The following is a 19,684-nucleotide window of genomic DNA, read 5'->3' on the forward strand; positions in this document are numbered from 1 at the left end:
TTTAACCCTACCGCGAACAATCCCGACGGCGTCGTCCGCCCTGCGCTACCTAACTTCCGCGGACACCCCGCGTCCGCCGAAGGACGCGCCATGAACCTCAATCGCCGTCACCTCATCGGAGCCTCGACTGCCGGCATCGCCGGTGCGCTCGCCATGCCCTCGGACGCCGCTCGCGCGGCGCCGCTGACGTCGCTGCTCGGCCGCGACGCAACCCAGTACGGCGTGCGGCCCGGCAGCAGCGAGGACCAGACGCGCGTTCTCCAGCGCGCGATCGACGAAGCCGCGCGCGCACAGATGCCGCTGGCGCTTCCGCCCGGGCTCTACCGGGCCGGGCTGCTGCGGCTACCGAACGGCGCGCAGGTGATCGGCGTGCGCGGTGCGACCAAACTCATCTTCACCGGCGGAGCCTCGGCGATCCAAAGCGACGGCTCTGACTCAATCGGCCTCACCGGCCTCACCTTCGACGGCGGCGGCATTCCGCTGCCGACGCGGCGCGGGCTCGTCCATGTGCTCGGCGGCCGCGACGTCCGTATAACCGATTGCGAGATCACCGGCTCCGGCGGCAGCGGCATCTGGCTCGAGCAGGTGTCAGGCGACATCTCCGGCAACATCCTTACCAACATCGCCGTGACGGCGGTCGTCTCGTTCGACGCGAGAGGACTCAGCGTGTCCCGCAACACCATCGTCGGCACCAACGACAACGGCATCGAGATCCTGCGCACCGCGATCGGCGATGACGGCACCATCGTCGCGGACAACCGCATCGAGGACATCAAGGCCGGCCCCGGCGGCTCCGGCCAGTACGGCAACGCCATCAACGCCTTCCGCGCCGGCAACGTGATCGTGCGCGGCAACCGCATCAGGAATTGCGATTACTCCGCGGTGCGCGGCAACTCGGCCTCCAACATCCACATATCGGGCAACAGCGTCAGCGACGTCCGCGAGGTCGCGCTCTATTCCGAGTTCTCGTTCGAGGCCGCGGTGATAGCCAACAACACGGTCGATGGCGCCGCCGTCGGCGTCTCCGTCTGCAATTTCAACGAAGGCGGCCGCATCGCGGTGGTCCAGGGCAACATCATCCGCAATCTGATCCCGAAGCGGCCGATCGGCACCGCACCTGACGACGATGCCGGCGTCGGCATCTACATCGAGGCGGACACGTCGGTCACAGGCAATGTGATCGAGAACGCGCCGTCCTACGGCATCGTCGCCGGCTGGGGCAAATATCTGCGCGACGTCGCGATCACGGGCAACGTGATCCGCAAGGCGCTCGCCGGCATCGGCGTCTCTGTCGTGCCGGGCGCCGGCATCGCCCTCGTCAACAACAACATGATCTCGGAAACCCCGCGCGGCGCCGTGGTCGGCCTCGACCATGCACGGGCCGTGACCTCAGACCTGTCGGCCGACGGCGCGCAGCGCTTTGCGCAGGTGGTGATCGGCGGAAATGCGGTGCGGCAGTAGGCGGGACGCCCGGCCTTGCGCTAGAACGTATTCCGCAGCAAGGGGTACTTCGCTTCGATGCCATCGAGGCTGAAGGTGAATTCGACCACGCGCTCGGGGGCCGCGACGATTTCATCGGCGGGTGGCGAGAAGGTCTGGAGGAACGATGCGATCGACGGCGCAGCCAGAGCGGCTGGCGCAGGCGGTGCCGCCGGCGCCCCCTGAACAACCGGTGCAATCGGCGCATCGAGGACTTCGGCAAGCACGTCCAGCGTGGGCTCGAGCCTGACCGGGACGGCGGTCTCGGGTGCGATGTGCACGGCTTTTGGCTGAACGGTCTGAACCTGCTCGCGCGGAAACACGCGCGGCATCGTCGCCGGCGACCAGCCGAATGCGGAGGTCACACTGGCGGCGGCCGCGGCGACATCCCCGCCACTCGCCAGCGCGCGCCAGGTCTGGACCGCGCGCTTGGCTTCCTGGATGTTTTCGAGAAATGCGAGCTCCGAGTGATACCGGCGCCAGCGGCCGGTCTCGAACATTTCGGAGAGATGCTCCAGCCGCTGTTCGGCGAGAGCGCACCAGCGCGCCGCAATTTCGCGGGTGGCCGCGCCTTGGCCAACTTCTTGGCCAACCCCATTGCGATGTGTCATGAATCAGCCCGTCTTGAGAAGAATACGGACGCGACGCAACGCACACGAATCAATTTAGACGCGACGTGAATATTTTGTGGAAAAGTTTTGACTTGTCCAGCAACGACACGGCCGTCGTCATCAAAGACCGTAGTCGTGCGGAGTTTTCAGGGATTTCAGAGTCAAGCTTCGCGCAAGCATAGCGGGCTTGCCGCGTGCCGGTGCGGCCTCGCAACGACGAGGCGCGTCCGCGGGCTCAACCGCAAGCTGATCTCGCATTGCGCTTCAAGAAATCGGATGCCCAAAAGAAAAGACCCGTCCGGGGGGACAACCGGACGGGTCGAGCCATATGGGCGCTTGGGGTGGATGGGCGCTCGCGCCTGATATGACTGATGGGGAGGGATGACCGCTCCCACATAGATTGGTCGTGGCAGCGGGCTGGACGTTCAAAAGCGGCGTTCGAATTTTTGACATTTGGCCGGCGCGCAAAGTTGTCGCAGGCGCTAGCGCGACGCCGGTCTATCCACCTGAGAAATCGTGGATTTATCGTCGGCGCTCGACAGCGAGGGCTGCGCGATCGCGCGGATGCCGGGGTCGTCGCGACGCTTGCCGGCATCTTCACGTTTAGTTGTACCGGCAGCAGCGACCGGCGTCGTGCTGTCGACCGGAACGGCCATGACCGCGGCAAATGCATCGGCCTCGCCGTCGCCGTAGAGATCATCGCGCCCGGGTGAACCGAGATCGCGGGCGGTCTTAGCCAGCGTCATCCGCAACGCTTCCGGCTTGAGCGTGTAGTTGCGCTCCAGTAGCAGTGCCGCGACGCCGGAGACATAGGCCGCCGAGAAGGAGGTGCCTGATGTCATCTGGTACTTACCGTCAGGCGCCGGCAGGAAGATGTCGACGCCGGGCGCCGCCAGCGCGATGTAATTGCCGCGGTTCGATGCCGTGAACAGCTTGTCCTGCTGGTCAGTCGCGCTCACCGCGATCACGTTGGGATTGGCCGCAGGATAGAGCGGCGGCGATTTCGCACCGGCATTGCCGGCGGCTGCTATCAGCACAAGCCCGCGCTCGGCGCTCGCCGCGATCGCGCGCTCGATCACCGCGTCCTTGGGACCTGCAAAGCTCATATTGACGATCTGGGCGCCGTGCTCGGCGGCATAATTGAGCGAGCGCAGGATGATGTAGGACGAGCTCTCAGCGCTGCCGCCGGTGCCGCCGAAGGCCCTGATGGCGATGATGCGCGCCTCCGGCGCGCTGCCCATCAGCCTCGCATGCGCCACGATGGCCCCCGCAATACCGGTGCCATGGACATGGGCGCCCTCGCTGCTGCCCAGCGCGTCGAAATTGTCGGCAATGGAGTTGGCGAGTTCGGGATGTTTGGCGTCGATGCCGGAATCGATCACGGCAACCGTGACATTGGCGCCGTGCGCCAGCGTATGCGCCTGGGGCAGACGCAGCTTCGACAGCGCGTATTGCGCCGGATCGCCCTCGGTCGGCACCGACGGCTTCTGATCCTGGAGCACGTAGCGGAAGTTCGGCTGAAGCGAGCGCACGCTCCCGTCGGCGGCGAATTCGCGCCGCACCGTCTCATATGGCCGGCCGTCCGTGATGCGGAACAGGCCAACCGTAGCCCCGATCAGCGGAAAATTCTCCGATGCAATTCGCGCGAGCCCATGACGCCGCGCGAGTTCATCGGCCTCGGTCAGCGACAGCGCGCTGTCGATTTCGGCCACGAATTCGTTGGCGTAGGTGCGCGAGACGACACCGACAGGCGTATTGTTGCCCCGCCCCTTGCCAGTGCTCTTCTTGGCCGATTTGCCGGCCCCCCCGCCGCCTCCGCTCGGCTGTGCAAGGCACTCGCCATCGGCATCGCGATAAGGCGCGGAGCAGGCCGGGTAGAGGTTCGGCGAATAGTGCGCATAGGGCAACACCGGGTTCGGCGCCATCCGCGCCGAAATATGCGGCGTCGTCGGCGCCACGCGCGGACCGTGGTCGACACTCATCACCCTGGCCGCAACATTCGGAGAGATCGTCGGTACGCGCGAGGGAACGCTGATCGTCGGCGTGCGCATGATCGCCTGGGCGTGCGCCACCTCGATGCCGAGACAGGCGGCGAGCAGGAGCGCAACTCCAACCGAGGAAGCATAGGCTCCGATCCGCAACTGACTCCCGGATTTGCGCATCATGGGTGCGAAGGCGCGTTTAAGGCGCCGCCACGGCGAGGTTGACGACCTTCTCGCGCTGCATCCTGCCGAGCAGCGCGGTCAGTTCGTCCTGGCTCATCGCCTTGTCGAACTGGAGGCGGAACATGCCGCCCTTGGCATCGCCGATGATCGAAGCCTGGTAGCTGTCGAGCAGCGCGGTGATGTCGGCGACGCGCGCCTCGGGCGTGAAGCGCACCAGCGCCCGCGACGGAGCGACGGCGCCCAGTTCGCGCGTGATCGGCGCGCCGGTCGAGAGCGATGCGGTCTGGAAGGTCGCAGGCTGGGTCTTCATCAGCACGGCGCCGATGATGCCGGCCTGGAGCAGCAATGCGATGGCACCCAGGCTCGCCGACCAGGCAAGCGTGCGCGGCGACAGGCTGGCGAAGAACGTGGCGATGCGCGCCGACAGCGGCAGCGAACCGGTCGCCCGCGCCGGCTCGGCGTCGATCGCGGCGAACAGCTTCTGCATCGCACGTGCCGAGGGAGCACCCAGGCTCTCGTTCAGATGGATTGTCTCTTCGTACTCGCCGCGGATCGCCGCATATTGCCTGGCGAGTTCCGGATCGCTCGCAAGCGCTTCCTCGACGCGGCGGACATCGCGCGCGTTCAGCGTGCCGGCGGCGTGCCAGGGCAGCAGCATCTCGATCTCACTGGGCTCTTGCTCCAGCATCTTCTTGCTCAACGCCATCATGGCCAGCCTCGCTCAATGCCGGCTGCCTTCAGCAGTTCGGCCAATTTCTTGCGCGCATAGAACAAGCGCGTCTTCACCGTATTCTCCGGGATCCCGACGATCTCAGCCACCTCTTCCACCGATTTCTCGTGGTAGTAGACGAGGTCGACGATTTCCCGATGGTCCGGCGAGAGGCCCGTCAGACACTCCCGCAACGCTTCACTGGTATCCTTCTTCTGCACCACCGTTTCCGGATCGTCGGATGAATCCTCGATCGCGTTCGCGGCTTCGTCGTCCAACTCAAAATCCTTCCTGCGCCGAAGCGCGGACAGGGCCTTGAATCGGGTGATCGCCAAAAGCCAGGTGGAAACCGCGGACCGGCCCTCGAATTTTCCGGCCTGACGCCAGACGTCGAGAAACACCTCGCTGATGAGGTCTTCCGCCGTCTGCTCGTCCCGCACGAGCCTCAGCCCGAACCTGTACACCCTGACATGGTGCCGCCCGTACAACACCTGCATGGCGAGCCGGTCACCTTGGGCGATCCTGGCGATGAGGACCTCGTCCGTAGCCGCCTGTGTCACGCTCAAAGCCCGTCTCGCAAGATTGGTCGGATCGATGGGGCGCAGGGTTCGACGGGAGAGGTGAAATTCTTCAACCTACCGCAGTCATACGGGGATCCGTGTGAACTACCCCACATGCGCGCAGCTTCCTTGTCGCACCCGTGGCGGTTGGCGGCTTCGCTCCAGAACGGTAACATAATACGGGAACACTCTCTTACGGACTGCCGTTGGCCGGCACAGACGGCCCGATCGAGCCGGGTTCATGACACGGCCCTGTGCACCTTATGTCGCTCGGCGCCGGATTTGGTCCGCGATATCGCCTGCGATGCCTAACTGACTGCCATACTCCGCGCCGTACGAAGCCCCTCACCCGCGCGCGGCGCCCCCCGGATTCGATGCAAAAGGATACCAAACCTAAAGGCTTACCACGTAGATTTTTTCGGCTGACATCCACCATTGGCGGGACCATGAGCACGGCCGCGACGTCCATTCCGGAAAGGAATGCCGCTGAAGTCGCGGATCTCGTCCTCGCGCCCGAGGCGGCGGCACCCGCGGCGCTGGCGCGCCGGATCCGGCAGCGCCGACAGATGTATGTCGGCCAGGCCGCCAGCTACTCGCTCGGCGCCTTCGTCCTGTTGCTCTATGCCTATGACGGCGCCGTTCATTTCGACGTTCCGTCGCTGTTCTGGGTCGGCGGCCTCCTGATCATCGGCATCTTCGTGGTCATGTCGGAGGCCGGCGTCGGCGACCAGCACACCGACCATTACCTCACGGTCTTCCAGATCTCGGCGCATATGGCGCTGCAATTCATCTTCCTGGTGTCGGTGCCGACGATCGGGATTGCCTTCATCAGCGTGCTGTTCCTGATCTTCGCCTTCGGCACGCTGCGCATGATCCCGGAACAGGCGATGCTCACCTGGGCGCTCGCGACGCTCGCGCTCGCGGCCGTGTTCCTCGGCTCCGACCTGCCGATCGGCATGCCGGTTGCGACGCGGCTCCAGCGGACCGCCTCAATGCTCTGCTTCGTGCTGGTGATCGGCCAGTGCGCCTTCCTCGGCCTGTTCGGCGCCACGCTGCGCAAGATCCTGTACCGGCGCAGCGTCGAGCTGAAGGCCGCCTATCAGCGCATCGAGGAGCTCGCCGAGCTCGACGAGCTGACCGGCTCCTACAACCGCCGCTGCATCATGCGGCTGCTCGACGCGGAGATCGAAAAGTCGCGGCAGACTGCCGCACCGTGCGCGATCGCGCTGATCGACCTCGACTGGTTCAAGCGGATCAACGACGCCTACGGACATCCCGTCGGCGACGAGGTGCTGCGGACCTTCGCCATCACCATCTTCGCCAACATCCGGCCCGACGACCGCTTCGGCCGCTATGGCGGCGAGGAGTTTCTGCTGCTGCTGCCCGGCACCGCAATCGAGGCTGCATCGCGCATGCTCGACCGGCTGCGCAGCATCGTCGCCGAGCTCGACTGGGGCGCATTCTCGCCCGGCATGAGCGTGACCATTTCCGCCGGCGTCGTGACGCTGCGTGACGTTGATACTGCCGACACGTTCCTCGCGCGCGCCGACTGCGCGCTCTATTCCGCCAAGGCGCAAGGGCGCAACCGCATTGCTACGAGCTGACCAATCCATTTATGCCGGCAGATGAGAAGGCATCGCCGGACCGAACGCTCCAGGACAGGGCCATGACATCCAAATCCGTTAAATCATCCGAGAACATCCTCGACGAATTGCAATCGGCACTCGCGCACGGCACCGTCGCCCGCCGGGTCGAGACGCTGCGCCGCGTCACCGACCTCTTCGTGGGCAATGCGGTCGACTACTCCGACGACCACATCCGGGTCTTCGACGACGTCTTCCAATGCCTGATCGAGCAGATCGAGACTTCGGCGAAAGCGTTGCTCGCCGACCGGCTCGCGCCGATCGGAGCCGCCCCGCCCCGAATCATCCGCACGCTCGCGCTCGACGACGTCATCGAGGTCGCGGGTCCCGTGCTGTCGAAGTCCGAGCGGCTCGACGAGACGACCCTGATCGAGATCGCACGCAGCAAGAGCCAGGCCCATCTCAAGGCGATCTCGCTTCGACGGGTGCTGTCGGAAGCGCTGACCGACGTGCTGGTGTCGCGCGGCAACGAAGACGTGGTGCAGTCGACCGTCAGCAATCCCGGTGCGAAGCTCTCCGAGGGCAGCCTCACCGATCTCGTCGCCCGCGCCGAGCGCGATGACGATCTTGCGGCCTGCATCGGCCTGCGGCCCGACCTGCCGCGCCATCACTATCTGAAACTGGTCGCCAAGGCATCCCTCAGCGTGCGCAGGAAACTGGAAGCCGCCCATCCCGAACTCGCCGACGAAGTGTCCAGCGTGGTCCAGGAAGCGGCACAGCGGGTCCGCGCCGCCGCCATGAGCCGGCAGACCGAGATGGCGCGCGCGTTGGTGAAGTCACTCCACGACGACGGCCGTCTCAACGAATTCCAGGTCGCAGCCTTCGCCGAACAGGGCAAGTTCGACGAGACCAATGCGGGGCTCGCGGCCCTTGCCGGCGTTTCGGTCGACATCGCCGAGAACATGATGATCGAGAGCCGCACCGAGGGCGTGATGATCCTCGCCAAGGTCGCCGGGATGCAATGGTCGAGCGTGCGCGCGATCGTTGCCATGCGCGAAAAGCTCTCGGGCGGCACGCAGACCGACATGCTGTCGCTGCGCGATACCTACGAGGCCCTGCGCAGTTCCACCGCCCAGCAGGTGCTGCGCTTCCAGCGCATGCAGAGCACGACGTCCGCGGCTTAATATCTCAATACTCTCGACCCAACCGCCGCGCCGATCGCCGTCACGAACGCGGTCGCGATCGTGTACCAGGTCGCGACGAACAGCGGCGAGTCGTCGGTGCAGTGCGAGGCGTAGAGCGTGGCGGCGAGCCCGGCCGAGAGCAGTCCGGCGAGCGCGCCGGCAAGCGCAGGACGCGCCGGAGCGCCATGGCGCAGGCCGAACAACGCGCCCGCAAGAAGCGGCAGCGACATCGCGGGAATCGCCGACAGGCATGCCCGCGAATTCTTGCCGACGAGCCGCATCGTCATCGGCATGGCCGGCGCCATCATCGCCTCGCTGCCGATCGCGACCGCAAGCAATCCCACGGGCAGCAGCAGAAGCCAGCCCCAGCCGCGCAGCAATGCCTCGGGCCGCGACAGGTGCAGGCTGATGATGATCGCGGGAATCGCGAGCGACAGCGTAACCGCGAACTTCATGTCGAAGAACGGGTTGTGCATGGCGCTCATCACGTCCGGCCGGACGCCGAGAAACGTCGCGAAAACCAGGATCGACAACGGCGCCGCGACCAGGAGCCCCGTCGTCAGCAGCGCGCCGACGCGCGGGGCGCGGTGGGCGTTGTCGGCTGCAAGCGTGCGAATGAGTTGATCGGTGTCCATGACTAGTGGTCCCGTAGTTTGGCGGTCAGGGCCGCAAGCCCCCGATGCAGCGCGACGCGCACCGCACCTTCACTCATCGAGAATTTCGTCGCGGTGTCCTTGATCGAGGCGCTGTCCACCGCGATCGACTGCAACACGTCGCGCTGGCGCTGCGGCAGCGTGTTGAGCTGCGCCGTGACCTCGCCGGCCGAGGCCGTCTCCTGCGGCGTCTCGCCGGGCAGCGTCTCGGCGAAATCGTCGATGTTGACGAACACGCGCCGGCCGCGGCGCCTGAGCGCGTCGATCAGCTTGTTGCGGGCGATCGCAAACAGCCAGGGGGCGAAGGGCGCTTCGCTGTCCCAGGTGTGCCGCTTCAGATGCACCGCCAACAAAATCTCCTGCACAATATCCTCGGCCTGATCGGGAGGCTGCCCGGCACGCGCCAAGCCGCGCCTCGCGGCAGCGCGCAGCACCGGCGTGACCGCCTTCAACAGCCGATGATACGCCGCATCATCGCCTGCCATGGCCGACCGCATCAGGCCGGTCCATTCGTCCTCACGTCCGCGCACGCGCGCCCCTCATCATTGCAATTCGGCCGCTCTTTCAATTTGTTACGACCCGGCCCGAACGATCACGAAGTCGTGATCAAGATCGCACCTTCCCCGAAGCAGCCGCAGGAATTCCGTCAGGGCTCATAACACCGATCGGGCCCTGCCGCATCCGGCCACCCGCTGCCGCTAACCGGTTTGCCCCGGTTTTGCCCGGTGTGGCCCGAAGATTCCCATATTTTGCCCCGCTGTCGTCATGGCCCAAGGTCTCTGTTCGCTTCCGGGACGGGCGAATTGGGGAGACCATGAACATGACGAAAGCCAGCGGGCGCGCGGCATTGGCCGTTCTGGCCGGGCTGTTCTTGCTGTTGGGCGCCTCGGCGCAGGCGGCGCCGAGTTCTGCTGCAAGCACGAGCGCAAGCAAACAGGCCGATGCGGTCAAGCCGACCAAGTCGCGGCACCACGCCTCCCGCCGCCACACCGGCAGCAAGACGGCGCAGAAATCCGACGACAAGGCCGACAAATCCGACAAGGCGGATGCGCAGCCGCAGGTCGACGAGGCCAAGATCGACAACAAGGCCAACACCGACGCCCCGGCCTCGAGCCAGATGTCGCCCGATGTCGCCAATGCCAACGCGCAGCTCACCCCCGAGACGCCCCCTGCGACCGCGGCCTCGGCGATGACCGGCCGCGCCAACGACAATGTGCAGGCCGCAGCCGACAATGACGCCGCCCCCAATGCCGAGAACCAGGTGGTCGCGCCCGACCAGCTCAACGACCTCGACCGCGCCCTGCAACAGGACAATCCCCCCGCGCAGAGAGCGGTGGTCGCCGCAACCGACGCGCAGCCGCGTCCGGCGCCGGTGATGGCGAGCAGCCAGCCGAACTCGGCCTGGGACCAGAGCACCCTGATCGGCAAGATCTTCATCGGCGTCGGTACGCTGCTGACGCTGGCCTCGGCCGCACGCATGTTCATGGCTTGAAGGCCCCATTTCGGGGCGCGCTGCGCGCGCGTCCCGGCGGCCCTTGGCCCCCTTGAAGGCATCCGCGCCAGCGGGCACATTGCCCGCCCAATCAAACGCGTGGGTGGAGCATGAGCACGTTCGAACACATCATCGTCGAGAGCAAAGGCGCAGTCGGCATCGTCAAGCTGAACCGGCCGAAGATGCTCAACGCGCTTTCCTTCGGCGTGTTTCGCGAGATCGCCGCGGCGGTCGACGATCTCGAGGCCGATGACGCGATCGGCTGCATCGTCTTGACCGGCAGCGAGAAGGCCTTTGCGGCCGGCGCGGACATCAAGGAGATGCAGCCGAAGGGCTTCATCGACATGTTCTCCGAGGACTTTGCCGCGATCGGCGGCGATCGCGTCGCGCGTTGCCGCAAGCCGACCATTGCGGCGGTCGCAGGCTACGCGCTCGGCGGCGGCTGCGAGCTCGCCATGATGTGCGATTTCATCATCGCGGCGGACACCGCCAAATTCGGCCAGCCCGAGATCACGCTCGGCACCATCCCCGGCATCGGCGGCACCCAGCGCCTGACCCGCGCGATCGGCAAGTCCAAGGCGATGGATCTTTGCCTCACCGGCCGCATGATGGATGCGGCCGAGGCCGAGCGCAGCGGCCTCGTCAGCCGGATCGTGCCCGCCGACAAGCTGATGGAGGAGACCCTGGCGGCGGCCGAGAAGATCGCCTCCATGTCGCGCCCTGCGGTCGCGATGGCCAAGGAAGCGGTCAATCGCGCCTTCGAGACGACGCTGGCCGAGGGCATGAGCGTCGAGCGCAATCTGTTCCACTCGACCTTCGCGCTCGAAGACCGCTCCGAGGGCATGGCCGCCTTCATCGAGAAGCGCAAGCCGGTGAACAAGAACCGGTGATTTCCTCTCCGTCGTCCCGGACGAGCGCGCCTTAAGCGCGCGCAAATTCGGGACCCATACTCCGCAGCAATGTTTTTGCGATGACCCGGAGTTACCGGCTTCGCACCACGACTGCTCCCAAGTGCAGTGGGTTCTGGCCTTCGCCAGGACGACAGCGGAGCTAGCTGGCGCGGCTCTCTGCCAGAGCAGCGTTGACCAGTGCGCGATAGAAGCGCTCCGGCCAGGTTTTGGGACGGTCAAGGCCGAGGCGTGCCAGGCACGCCTCGTCGGCCGTATCAGGCTTCCGCATCAATCCCTGCCACAGCAGACCTGCCAGCGCGCGCGATGAATGTTGCGCACCTTGCAGGATCTCCAGCGCGGGAATCAGGCGTTGCTCCACCTCGGTGAAATCGCAACCGAACGGGAACGACGGCAAGAGCCCGGCCTCGCGCGCGGGCTTCAGCGCGGCTGCGATCCTTTCGGGATGGTTGTCGCGGTAAGCGGCCGGGATCTCGTAGCCCCGCGGCAGCTTGCCGGCGTCCTTCGCCACCCGCGCCAACTCGCCTTGAAAGCGTGAATCCGCGATTGTCAGCATGCTTGCGATCACATCGGCGTCCGACTTTCCCCTGAGATCGGCAACGCCGTATTCGGTGATGAAGACATCGCGCAAATGGCGCGGAATGGTCTCATGCCCGTAGCGCCAGAGAAAGTTGGATTTCAGCGCGCCGCCGGACTGCCGCGTAGCTTCCAGCGTCAGGACCGACCGCGCGCCCTGGAGCGCGAAGGCTTGCGCTACGAAATTGTATTGCCCGCCGACCCCGCTCACGACCTGCCCGTCATCGAGGCCGTCCGACACGGCCGCCCCCAGCAGCGTCGCCATCATCGTGACGTTGATGAAGCGTGCGTCGATGCGGGCGCTGCGCTTCCGATCCTCATCGCCGTAGAGCTCGTTCGTAAACGACACCGGCATCATCTGGATGCGCGCGATCTCGTCTGATGGCATCTCGCGCAATACACGATAGAACGACCTTGGACCGAGGAAGAAAGCGCCATGCAGCACCACGCCGTCGATGGCGCGCGTGAGAATGCCGGCGTCGATCAGGCCGATGAAGGCCTCGGTCACCATCTCGCTGACGCCATAGAGGCCAACCTGGAAGGCCCCGGCTTCCTGCGCCACGCCCGGTCGCGCCTCGCACAGCCGCGTGACGACGTCATGAAACGCTGCTCCATGGCGTTGGCGGAGGATCAGGCCCTGTGCCAGCGCATCGCCGATCTGCCCGATGCCGATTTGCAGCGTGCCGCCGTCACGGACCAGCGATGCCGCATTCAGGCCGATGGCGTATCTGGTATCGGAGATCGGCTCCGACGGCGGCGCGAACAGGGGAAAGTCGGTCGCCGCACTGTCCAGCACCGCGGAAAACTCCTCGGCCGGAAGATCGCCCTCGCCTGGCATGAACGGCAGCTCGGAATTTACCTGCGCGATCAGCTTGAACGTCGCGCGTCCGGCGCGGCGCTCGCGCAGCACGTCCAGCGTCGTGTCGGTATTGCAGGAGAGGCTGTAGCGCGGCACGCCGTCGACGACGCGCTGCGCCACCAATTGTGTCACCACGTTCATCCCGCGCGCCAGCAGATAGCTCGCGGCATTGGTATAGTTGGCCGAAATGTAATTCTGCTGGGCAGCAGGCACGTGCAGCCAGCGCCCGGCCAGAAAGAAAAATTCGACCACGTCGATATTGGGCGGCAGCCGACGTTCGCGCAACGCATCGGCGTAGGTCAGATCGGGATACCCGCCGAACAGGCGATCGATCACCGGCGTGATGAACCGGCGTTCGATGAGCGCCTTCGGTGCTGGCTTCTCCAGTGTCAGCGCCGACAGCATTGTCAGCTTGATGTCAGGATCGGCACAGGCCCGCGCATAGAGCGCGTTGACGACATGATTGGCCTTGCCGAGACCAAGCGGCAGACCGACCACCAGATCGGTTCCGACGTCGCGAATGATTTCTTCCGCGAGTGCATCGGGATCGGAGAAGACTTTCGGCATCATCCGTGGGTCCGGACCGCATGGCTAAGGCGCCCGACGGAATTGGAAGGCACCATCAGGTCCCTATAGCCTATTCGTGGCGCAATCGGTGTGTGACGCACCTGCAACAAGCACGGATTTCATGGGGGTTTGCTCCGCGGCAGTTTGCCTGCGCGACCGGCGCTGGGTAAACAGTTAAGAGAACCGCCGTCGGCGGGGGCGGACAGCCGGGGTTTTGCGGGATTACATGATTGGGCGTACCGCCAGAGCTGGCCGCGTGATGACGCGGCGTCGATCGGGCGTGGGTCCTGTCCTGGCGACATGGACTGCGGTGGCGCTCTGTTGCGCCCTGCCCGCCGCCGTCTGTGCAGAGGCGCTGCCGGAGGCGCTGGTCAAGGCCTACCAGACCAACCCGCAACTCAACGCCGAGCGTGCAAGGCAGCGCGCCACCGACGAGAACGTTCCGCAGGCGCTGGCCGGCTACCGGCCGCAGATCGTGGCGAGCCTCAGCGCGGGCATGCAGGCAGTGCGCAATCTGCTTCCCGACAACACCATCCAGACCGCAACGCTGAAACCATGGACCATCGGGGTCACGGTGTCGCAGACCCTGTTCAACGGCTTCCGCACCGCCAACAGCGTGCGGGTCGCGGAACTCCAGGTGCAGTCCGGTCGCGAGGCTCTGCGCAACGTTGGCCAGGGCGTGCTGCTCGACGCCGTCACCGCCTATACCAACGTGCTGGCGAACCAGTCGCTGGTCGAGGCGCAGCGCTCAAACGTCGCCTTCCTGCGCGAGACGCTCTCCATCACCCAGCGCCGCCTCAACGCCGGCGACGTCACCCCGACCGATACCGCCCAGGCCGAGGCGCGCCTCAATCGGGGCCTTGCCGATCTCAATGCCGCCGAAGTCGCGCTTGCGGTGAGCCAGGCGACCTACGCCCAGGTGATCGGCAATTCGCCCTCCGCCCTTCGTCCCGCCGAAGTTGTCGATCGCTATCTGCCGAAGAGCCGCGAGGATTCGATCGCCATGGCGATCCGCGAGCATCCCGCCGTGATGGCAGCCGGCTTCGACGTCGACGTCGCCTCGACCAATATCCGCGTCGCCGAAGGCGCACTGCTCCCCAGCGCCAGCCTCCAGGGCAGCGTCAGCCGCAGCCGCGACAGCGACCAGACGCTCGGCACCTTCGGTACCGATCAGGCCTCGATCGTCGCCAACGTCACCGCGCCGATCTATGACGGTGGCCAGGCGGCATCGCAGACCCGGCAGGCCAAGGAAGTCACGGCGCAGAGCCGTCTGGTGCTCGACCAGATCCGCAACCAGGCGCGCACGGCGGCGGTCAGCGCCTGGGTCGCCAACGAAGGCGCCAAGATCGCGGTCTCGGCCTCGGAGTCCGAGGTGAAGGCGGCGACCGTCGCGCTCCAGGGCGTCCAGCGCGAGGCCGCCGGCGGACAGCGCACGACGGTGGACGTGCTGAACTCGCAGGCCGATCTGATCCAGGCCAAGGCCCGCCTGATCGGCGCACTGCGCGACCGCGTCATCGCCTCCTACACGCTGCTCAGCGCCATCGGCCATCTCGACGTCAAGACCTTGAACCTGAACACACCGGACTATCTGCCCGAGGTGCACTACCAGCAGGTCCGCGACGCCTGGCACGGCCTGCGCACGCCGTCGGGGCAGTAGTTTCGAATCTTTCGGTCGACGCCAATGAAGAGCCGCCGCATCCATCTGATGGGAGCTTCGGGTTCCGGCGTGACGACGCTCGGCCGCGCTCTTGCGAGGCGGTTGGCGCTGCCGCATCACGACACCGACGACTATTTCTGGCTCCCGACTGCTCCGCCCTATCGGACGACACGCCCAGCCGCCGATCGTCTGCGCCTCATGCGTGAGATGTTCCTGCCGCGTCTCGATTGGGTGCTCAGCGGAACCGTCACCGGCTGGGGCGACGAAATCGTCCCGCTGTTCGATCTTGTTGTCTTCGTGACGACGCAGCGCGATCTTCGCGTGCAACGCCTATACGCCCGCGAGGCTGCGCATTTTGGTGCGGATGCCGTTGTTCCCGGTGGCTGGCGCCACGAGGAGACCGAAGCCTTCGTCGAATGGGCCTCGCACTACGAAGCCAGCGATCGCGACGGACGCAGCCTCGCAAAGGACGAGGCCTGGCTGGCGGGTCTGCCCTGCACGGTCGTCCGCGCCGACGGCGCACGGCCGATTGCGGAGCTGGTCGACCAGCTATGCGCCGACGTGGCGGGACTGCCCGGCTGATGTGATATCGTTCCGCGCCTTCCTCGCCGCCGGAGCCGCCATGACCGACAAGATTTTCGCGCGCGCAGCGCAGCCCGCGACACCGATCAGTTTCGATGTACCGGCAGGTGCCTGCGACTGTCACACCCACATCCATGGCGACGTCGAAGACTTTCCGTTCTTCGCGGGGCGCGTCTACACGCCGGGACCGGCAAGCCCCGACGAAATGGCGGCGCTGCACGAGGCGCTGCACGTCGAGCGCGTGGTGATCGTCACGCCGAGCGTCTACGGCACCGACAATTCCTCGAGCCTGTTCGGCATGAAGGCCCGCGGCGCAACCGCGCGCGGCGTAGCCGTGATCGACGACAAGACCACCGAGGCCCAGCTCGATGCAATGCATGCGGACGGCTTTCGGGGCATCCGCATCAATCTTGCGACCGACGGTGTCAACGATCCCGATGTCGGCCGCGCCCGCTTTGCCGCCGCCGTCGAACGCATGTCAGCGCGCGGCTGGCACGTGCAGCTCTACACCACGCCGGCGATGATCTCGGCCATCAGGGGTCTCGTGCTGGCTTCACCGGTGCCCGTCGTGTTCGATCATTTCGGCGGGCTCGAGGCCGCTCTCGGGCTCGAGCAGCCCGGGTTTTCCGACCTCGTCGCGCTGGTCAAGTCAGGCAAGGCCCATGTGAAGATCTCCGGCGCCTATCGCTCGTCGAACCTCGCGCCCGACTATCAGGACATGGTGCCCTATGCGCGTGCGCTGATCGCCGCAAACCCGGATCGTATCGTCTGGGGTACCGACTGGCCGCACCCGGATTCGGCGCAAGTCGCGGGCCGCAAGGCTACCGATCCCGCACCATTTCACCAGATCGACGACGGCCGGCTGCTGAACCAGCTTCCGGTGTGGTCACAGGATGATGACATCCGCAGGAAAATCCTGGTCGACAATCCGGCCCGGCTCTACGGATTTTAAGATCGGCGTCAGCGCGCGCGGCGGGAGAAGAAGGAGATCAGCACCGGCAGCGTCACCAGAATCACGACCGGCGCAAGCATCATGCCGGTCACCACGACGACCGCGAGCGGCTTCTGCACCTGCGAGCCGATGCCTTCCGACAGCGCGGCCGGCAAGAGGCCGACGCCGGCGACCACGCATGTCATCAGCACGGGCCGGAGCTGCAACTCGCCGGTGCGAACCACCGCGCTCATGCGGTCCATGCCCTCTTCGATCAACTGGTTGAACTGCGAGAGGATGATGATGCCGTCCATCACGGCGATGCCGAACAGCGCGATGAAGCCGATCGCCGCCGAAACGCTGAAGGCGGTGCCGGACATCAACAGACCCAGCACGCCGCCGAAGATCGCCATCGGGATCACGCTCATGGCGAGCAGCGTGTCGGTCATCGAGCCGAAATTGAACCAGAGCAGGATGCCGATCAGCGCCAGCGAGATCGGGACCACGATCGACAGCCGCCGGATCGCGTCCTGGAGATTGCCGAACTCGCCGACCCATTCCATGTGCGAACCGGGCGGCAGCTGGACCTGTTCGGCGATCTTCTGCTGCGCCTCGCGGATGGCGCTGCCGAGATCGCGCTCGCGCACCGAGAACTTGATCGGCAGATAGCGTTCCTGCTGCTCGCGGTAGATGTAGGCGGCGCCGGAGACGAGGCTGATCGTGGCAACTTCGCTCAGGGGAATCTGGGTGATCGAGCCGTTCGGCCCGGGCGCGCCGATCCGGATGTTCTGGATCGCCTCGGCGCTGCGGCGGTACTCCGGCGCCAGGCGCACGATGATCGGGAAGTGGCGGTCGGACCCCGGCTCGTAGAGGTCGCCGGCGGTGTCGCCACCGATCGCGACCTTGATGGTGGCGTTGATGTCGCCGGGAGAGAGCCCGTAGCGCGCGGCCTTGGCGCGATCGATGTCGATCTGCACGGTCGGCTGCCCGAGCGAGGTGAAGACCGCAAGGTCCGTAACGCCCTGCACCGTCGACAGCACCGACTTGATCTTGTTGGCGGTGTCCGTCAGCGCCTGAAGATCGCTGCCGAACAGCTTGATCGAGTTCTCGCCCTTCACGCCGGAGACGGCTTCGGAGACGTTGTCCTGGAGATATTGCGAGAAGTTGAACTCGACGCCGGGGAAGCGGTCGTCGAGCTGCTTGAGCAGCTCCGCGGTCAGCTCCTCCTTGTCATGCGTACCCGGCCACGTGCTCGCGGGCTTCAACGGCGCGAAGAACTCGGCGTTGAAGAAGCCGGCAGCGTCGGTGCCGTCGTCAGGACGGCCATGCTGCGACACCACGGACTCGACCTCGGGCCGGGCGCGGATCAGCTTCCGCATCTCGTTGACGTAGGAGTTGCCTTCCTGGAGCGAGATGGTCGGCGGCAGCGTGGCGCGAATCCAGAGATTGCCCTCTTCGAGCTTGGGCAGGAATTCGAGGCCGAGCAGCCGGCCGAACACGATCGTCATCACCACGAGCCCGACCGCGCCGCCGAGTACGATGGCGCGGTTGGCGACGGCCCAGTTCAGCACCGGCATGTAGAGCCGGTGCAGGACCTGCATCACGCGGGTCTCGGTCTCCTCGACATGGGCGGGCAGGATGATCGCGGACAACGCCGGCGTGACGGTAAAGGTCGCAAGCAGGCCGCCGGCAAGCGCGTAGGCATAGGTGCGCGCCATCGGCCCGAAGATGTTGCCCTCGACGCCTGACAGCGTGAACAGCGGCAGGAAGGCCGCAATGATGATCGCGGCGGCAAAGAAGATCGAACGCGAGACGTCGGCCGCGGCGCTGAGGATGGCGTGGCTCTTCATGCCGAACAGCGTCTCGGGCGACATCTGCTCGGATTCCGACGTCGGCGTGGTCTGGGTCAGGCGGCGGAAGATCGCCTCCACCATGATGACGGTCGCGTCCACGATCAGGCCGAAATCGATGGCGCCGACCGAGAGCAGGTTGGCCGATTCCCCGCGCAGCACCAGGATGATCACAGCGAAGAACAGCGCGAACGGAATCGTGGCGCCGACGATCAGCGCGCTGCGGAGATCGCCGAGGAAGATCCATTGCAGCAGCACGATCAGCAGGATGCCGACCACCATGTTGTGCAACACGGTGTGCGTGGTAAGGTCGATCAGGTCCTTGCGGTCGTAGATGCGCTCGATCCGCACGCCCGGCGGCAGGATCGTCGAGCCGTTGATCTGGGCGACGAGCTGCTCGACGCGATTGATGGTCGGCGTGCTCTGCTCGCCGCGGCGCATCAGCACGATGCCCTGCACGATGTCGTCGGAATCGTCGAGACCGGCGATGCCGAGACGCGGCTTCTGGCCGACGGTGACGGTGGCGACGTCCTTCACCAGCACCGGATTGCCGTTGGTCTGCGCAACCATGGTGTTGGCAAGATCGTCGATCGACTTGATCAGGCCGACGCCGCGCACCACGGCCGACTGCTGGCCAATATTGACGGTGTTGCCGCCGACATTGACGTTCGAATTGCTGACGGCCTGCAGCAACTGCGGCAGCGTCAAGCCGTTGGCGACCAGCTTGTTGTTGTCGACCTGGAGCTCGTAGGTCTTGCTCTTGCCGCCCCAGCCGGTGACGTCGATCACGCCGGGCACGGCGCGGAAGCGGCGCTGGAGGATCCAGTCCTGGATGGTCTTGAGGTCGAGCACGCTGTAGTTCGGCGGACCGACCAGGCGGTAGCGGAAGATTTCACCGATCGGGCTCAGGGGCGAGATTTGCGGCTGCACGTTGCCCGGCAGCGGCGCCAGCTGCGCGAGGCGATTCAAGACCTGCTGCAACGCCTCGTCATAAGTGTAGGCGAAGGAGAACTGGAGTTTGACGTCGGAGAGGCCGTAGAGCGAGATGGTGCGGATCGTCGTCAGGTTCTTCAGGCCAGCGACCTGGGTCTCGATCGGAATCGTGATGTAGCGCTCGATCTCTTCCGCCGACAGGCCGGGGCTCTGCGTGACGATATCGACCATCGGCGGGGTCGGATCGGGATAGGCCTCGATATTGAGCTGGTTGAACGCGATCAGGCCGCCGATGAACACGGCAACGAACATGCCGACCATCAGGAAGCGCCGGTTGACGGCAAGGGCGACGAGACGGTCCATTCAGGTTTTTCGCAGTTTCTTG

Annotated in this window: 16 protein-coding genes; 8 read left to right on the top strand and 8 right to left on the bottom strand. The window is 65.7% G+C overall.

The features are described 5' to 3' along the window. The first annotated feature begins 90 nt into the window (after positions 1–90). A complete protein-coding gene (locus QY049_RS08475; protein WP_194476832.1) occupies positions 91–1,461 on the top strand; it encodes a TIGR03808 family TAT-translocated repetitive protein in 1,371 nt (456 codons plus the stop codon). Between the two features lie 20 nt (positions 1,462–1,481). Here QY049_RS08475 and QY049_RS08480 read toward each other — a convergent pair whose 3' ends face one another. From QY049_RS08480 to QY049_RS08495, 4 genes are all read right to left on the bottom strand, one after another. After that, a complete protein-coding gene (locus tag QY049_RS08480) occupies positions 1,482–2,090 on the bottom strand; it encodes a TIGR03809 family protein (protein ID WP_194476833.1) in 609 nt (202 codons plus the stop codon). Between the two features lie 482 nt (positions 2,091–2,572). Next, positions 2,573–4,255: a S8 family serine peptidase gene (locus tag QY049_RS08485; protein ID WP_258762444.1), complete on the bottom strand. Its 1,683-nt coding sequence runs from the start codon at positions 4,253–4,255 to the stop codon at positions 2,573–2,575. A gap of 16 nt (positions 4,256–4,271) precedes the next feature. After that, entirely contained in the window at positions 4,272–4,964 is a 693-nt protein-coding gene (locus QY049_RS08490) for a hypothetical protein (protein WP_194476835.1), read from the bottom strand. Beyond that, positions 4,961–5,530, bottom strand: coding sequence for a sigma-70 family RNA polymerase sigma factor (locus QY049_RS08495; protein ID WP_164938793.1), 570 nt, complete (start codon positions 5,528–5,530; stop codon positions 4,961–4,963). Before QY049_RS08495 ends, QY049_RS08490 begins: the two co-directional genes overlap by 4 nt. Before the next feature lie 440 nt (positions 5,531–5,970). Between QY049_RS08495 and QY049_RS08500 the strand changes: the two genes are divergently transcribed. Together QY049_RS08500 and QY049_RS08505 are read left to right on the top strand one after the other, a co-directional pair. Then, positions 5,971–7,128 (top strand): GGDEF domain-containing protein, encoded by a 1,158-nt coding sequence (locus QY049_RS08500; protein ID WP_258762445.1) that lies wholly within the window; start codon positions 5,971–5,973, stop codon positions 7,126–7,128. Positions 7,129–7,190: 62 nt separating this feature from the next. Next, the gene (locus tag QY049_RS08505; protein WP_258762446.1) at positions 7,191–8,291 is read left to right on the top strand and encodes a DUF2336 domain-containing protein; all 1,101 of its coding nucleotides are present in this window, start codon (positions 7,191–7,193) and stop codon (positions 8,289–8,291) included. Here QY049_RS08505 and QY049_RS08510 read toward each other — a convergent pair. Both QY049_RS08510 and QY049_RS08515 read right to left on the bottom strand, forming a co-directional pair. Beyond that, positions 8,288–8,926, bottom strand: a complete 639-nt coding sequence (locus QY049_RS08510; RefSeq protein WP_258762447.1) for a DUF1109 domain-containing protein — start codon at positions 8,924–8,926, stop codon at positions 8,288–8,290. The two genes, QY049_RS08505 and QY049_RS08510, sit on opposite strands and share 4 nt — an antisense overlap. A gap of 2 nt (positions 8,927–8,928) precedes the next feature. Further along, complete coding sequence (locus QY049_RS08515; protein WP_194476839.1) at positions 8,929–9,474, bottom strand: sigma-70 family RNA polymerase sigma factor; 546 nt, start codon at positions 9,472–9,474, stop codon at positions 8,929–8,931. 290 nt (positions 9,475–9,764) lie between these two features. On the opposite strand from QY049_RS08515, the gene QY049_RS08520 reads away from it, so the two are divergent. Together QY049_RS08520 and QY049_RS08525 are read left to right on the top strand one after the other, a co-directional pair. Further along, positions 9,765–10,436, top strand: a complete 672-nt coding sequence (locus QY049_RS08520; RefSeq protein ID WP_194476840.1) for a hypothetical protein — start codon at positions 9,765–9,767, stop codon at positions 10,434–10,436. Positions 10,437–10,546: 110 nt separating this feature from the next. Continuing rightward, positions 10,547–11,326, top strand: coding sequence for an enoyl-CoA hydratase (locus QY049_RS08525; RefSeq protein ID WP_194476841.1), 780 nt, complete (start codon positions 10,547–10,549; stop codon positions 11,324–11,326). Positions 11,327–11,486: 160 nt separating this feature from the next. On the opposite strand, the gene QY049_RS08530 is transcribed toward QY049_RS08525, so the two are convergent. Further along, entirely contained in the window at positions 11,487–13,346 is a 1,860-nt protein-coding gene (locus QY049_RS08530) for an acetyl-CoA hydrolase/transferase C-terminal domain-containing protein (protein WP_258767008.1), read from the bottom strand. 259 nt (positions 13,347–13,605) lie between these two features. On the opposite strand from QY049_RS08530, the gene QY049_RS08535 reads away from it, so the two are divergent. Genes QY049_RS08535 through QY049_RS08545 form a run of 3 tightly spaced genes read left to right on the top strand, consistent with a single transcriptional unit; the run spans position 13,606 to position 16,537 of the window. Continuing rightward, on the top strand, positions 13,606–15,003 hold the full coding sequence (locus QY049_RS08535) for a TolC family outer membrane protein (RefSeq protein ID WP_194476842.1): 1,398 nt from the start codon (positions 13,606–13,608) through the stop codon (positions 15,001–15,003). Between the two features lie 24 nt (positions 15,004–15,027). Continuing rightward, positions 15,028–15,585 (top strand): hypothetical protein, encoded by a 558-nt coding sequence (locus QY049_RS08540; protein ID WP_258762448.1) that lies wholly within the window; start codon positions 15,028–15,030, stop codon positions 15,583–15,585. A gap of 40 nt (positions 15,586–15,625) precedes the next feature. Then, positions 15,626–16,537, top strand: a complete 912-nt coding sequence (locus tag QY049_RS08545; protein WP_258762449.1) for an amidohydrolase — start codon at positions 15,626–15,628, stop codon at positions 16,535–16,537. 8 nt (positions 16,538–16,545) lie between these two features. On the opposite strand, the gene QY049_RS08550 is transcribed toward QY049_RS08545, so the two are convergent. Next, positions 16,546–19,662, bottom strand: coding sequence for an efflux RND transporter permease subunit (locus tag QY049_RS08550; protein ID WP_258762450.1), 3,117 nt, complete (start codon positions 19,660–19,662; stop codon positions 16,546–16,548). Positions 19,663–19,684: the final 22 nt, after the last annotated feature.

The organism is Bradyrhizobium sp. WYCCWR 13022, from assembly GCF_030435535.1.
Taxonomy (GTDB): domain Bacteria; phylum Pseudomonadota; class Alphaproteobacteria; order Rhizobiales; family Xanthobacteraceae; genus Bradyrhizobium.

Excerpts from the sequence above, each read along its gene's own strand:
- QY049_RS08475 (WP_194476832.1), top strand. The coding sequence starts at position 91 with ATGAACCTCAATCGCCGTCACCTCATCGGAGCCTCGACTGCCGGCATC.
- QY049_RS08530 (WP_258767008.1), bottom strand. The coding sequence starts at position 13,346 with ATGCCGAAAGTCTTCTCCGATCCCGATGCACTCGCGGAAGAAATCATT.
- QY049_RS08500 (WP_258762445.1), top strand. The coding sequence starts at position 5,971 with ATGAGCACGGCCGCGACGTCCATTCCGGAAAGGAATGCCGCTGAAGTC.
- QY049_RS08520 (WP_194476840.1), top strand. The coding sequence starts at position 9,765 with ATGACGAAAGCCAGCGGGCGCGCGGCATTGGCCGTTCTGGCCGGGCTG.
- QY049_RS08540 (WP_258762448.1), top strand. The coding sequence starts at position 15,028 with ATGAAGAGCCGCCGCATCCATCTGATGGGAGCTTCGGGTTCCGGCGTG.
- QY049_RS08550 (WP_258762450.1), bottom strand. The coding sequence starts at position 19,662 with ATGGACCGTCTCGTCGCCCTTGCCGTCAACCGGCGCTTCCTGATGGTC.
- QY049_RS08505 (WP_258762446.1), top strand. The coding sequence starts at position 7,191 with ATGACATCCAAATCCGTTAAATCATCCGAGAACATCCTCGACGAATTG.
- QY049_RS08485 (WP_258762444.1), bottom strand. The coding sequence starts at position 4,255 with ATGATGCGCAAATCCGGGAGTCAGTTGCGGATCGGAGCCTATGCTTCC.
- QY049_RS08480 (WP_194476833.1), bottom strand. The coding sequence starts at position 2,090 with ATGACACATCGCAATGGGGTTGGCCAAGAAGTTGGCCAAGGCGCGGCC.
- QY049_RS08490 (WP_194476835.1), bottom strand. The coding sequence starts at position 4,964 with ATGATGGCGTTGAGCAAGAAGATGCTGGAGCAAGAGCCCAGTGAGATC.
- QY049_RS08535 (WP_194476842.1), top strand. The coding sequence starts at position 13,606 with ATGACGCGGCGTCGATCGGGCGTGGGTCCTGTCCTGGCGACATGGACT.
- QY049_RS08545 (WP_258762449.1), top strand. The coding sequence starts at position 15,626 with ATGACCGACAAGATTTTCGCGCGCGCAGCGCAGCCCGCGACACCGATC.
- QY049_RS08510 (WP_258762447.1), bottom strand. The coding sequence starts at position 8,926 with ATGGACACCGATCAACTCATTCGCACGCTTGCAGCCGACAACGCCCAC.
- QY049_RS08525 (WP_194476841.1), top strand. The coding sequence starts at position 10,547 with ATGAGCACGTTCGAACACATCATCGTCGAGAGCAAAGGCGCAGTCGGC.